The organism is Methylocella tundrae (genome assembly GCF_901905185.1).
Taxonomy (GTDB): domain Bacteria; phylum Pseudomonadota; class Alphaproteobacteria; order Rhizobiales; family Beijerinckiaceae; genus Methylocapsa; species Methylocapsa tundrae.
Map to the genome: position 1 here is coordinate 1 of NZ_CABFMQ020000121.1, position 1,284 is coordinate 1,284.

Consider the following 1,284-nt stretch of genomic DNA (forward strand, 5'->3'; position numbering starts at 1 on the left):
TCGCCGGGATGCAAATGATGAGAGGACCAAAACCATGTCGATTGATCGAGCCGTCTTAGCGTTCGCGGGGACGGTCATTCTTTTGAGTCTTGCGCTGTCGCAATGGCATAGCTCCTATTGGCTGCTGCTCACCGCATTCGTCGGCGCCAATCTTCTGCAGTCGGCTTTCACCGGCTTTTGCCCGCTCGCGATCATCCTGAAGCGGTTCGGCGTTAGGCCGGGATGCGCGTTCGAATAGAGTTGAAGCACAGCGTCGCCCAAAGAGGCGGCCTGAAAAACAATCCAACAACAAAAAATAGAACCACAAGAAGGAAACGCTATGCCGAAGGTTGTCATCATAGGCGCCGGAATCGCCGGAATTCCGGCGGCGTTCGAGCTGCGCGACTTGCTCGGACGCTCGGCCGACATAACCGTCGTGTCCGATCGCGACTATTTCCAGTTCGTGCCGTCAAATCCCTGGGTCGCCGTTGGATGGCGCCGCCCCGAGGATATCAAGATTTCCTTGCCGGAGGTCTTTGCAAACAGGCGCATCACCTTCTCCTCCGCCGGCGCCAAACGGGTCGTTCCTGACGAGAACAAGATCCTTCTGGGCGATGAAACTTCGCTCGATTATGACTATCTCGTCGTCGCGACCGGTCCGAAACTGGCCTTCGACGAGGTGGAGGGGCTTGGGCCGGAAGGCCATGCCCATTCGATCTGCGCTGTCGATCACGCCGAGGCGGCAGCGAAACGATGGGAGGCCTTTTGCCGCGACCCTGGGCCCATGGTCGTCGGCGCCGTTCAGGGCGCCTCCTGCTTCGGTCCCGCTTACGAATACGCCCTGTGCGCCGTCTCTGAGCTGCGCAAGCGAAAGATCCGGGACAAGGCGCCCATGACCTTCGTGACCTCCGAGCCCTATATCGGACATCTGGGACTGGGCGGCGTCGGCGACACGAAAGGACTGCTGGAATCGGTTCTGCGCGACCGCGACATCAAGTGGATCACCAATTGCAAGATCGAGCGAGTGACTGCCGATGGGGTTGAGGCGACCGAGGTCAACGAGGACGGCAGCGTCAAGCGCACGCACAAGCTCGCTTCAAAGTTCTCAATGTTCCTGCCGTCATTCCGCGGTGTCGACTGCTTCCGGACCGCTGACGGCGGATGGATCGAGGGACTGACCAACCCGCGCGGCTTTATCCTCATTGACAAACATCAACGCAACCCGAAATACCCTAACATTTTCGCCGCTGGCGTCTGCGCCGCCATCCCGCCAGTCGAGCAGACCCCGGTCGCGACAGGAACGCC

Annotated in this window: 2 protein-coding genes; both read left to right on the forward strand. The window is 59.9% G+C overall.

Translation table 11 applies throughout. The annotated features are described in order from the left end of the window. Positions 1-34: 34 nt before the first annotated feature. The gene (locus MPC4_RS18110; RefSeq protein WP_174513768.1) at positions 35-238 is read left to right on the forward strand and encodes a YgaP family membrane protein; all 204 of its coding nucleotides are present in this window, start codon (positions 35-37) and stop codon (positions 236-238) included. An 81-nt stretch (positions 239-319) separates the two neighbouring features. After that, a partial coding sequence (locus tag MPC4_RS18115; RefSeq protein ID WP_174513769.1) for an NAD(P)/FAD-dependent oxidoreductase occupies positions 320-1,284 on the forward strand: 965 nt, incomplete at its 3' end.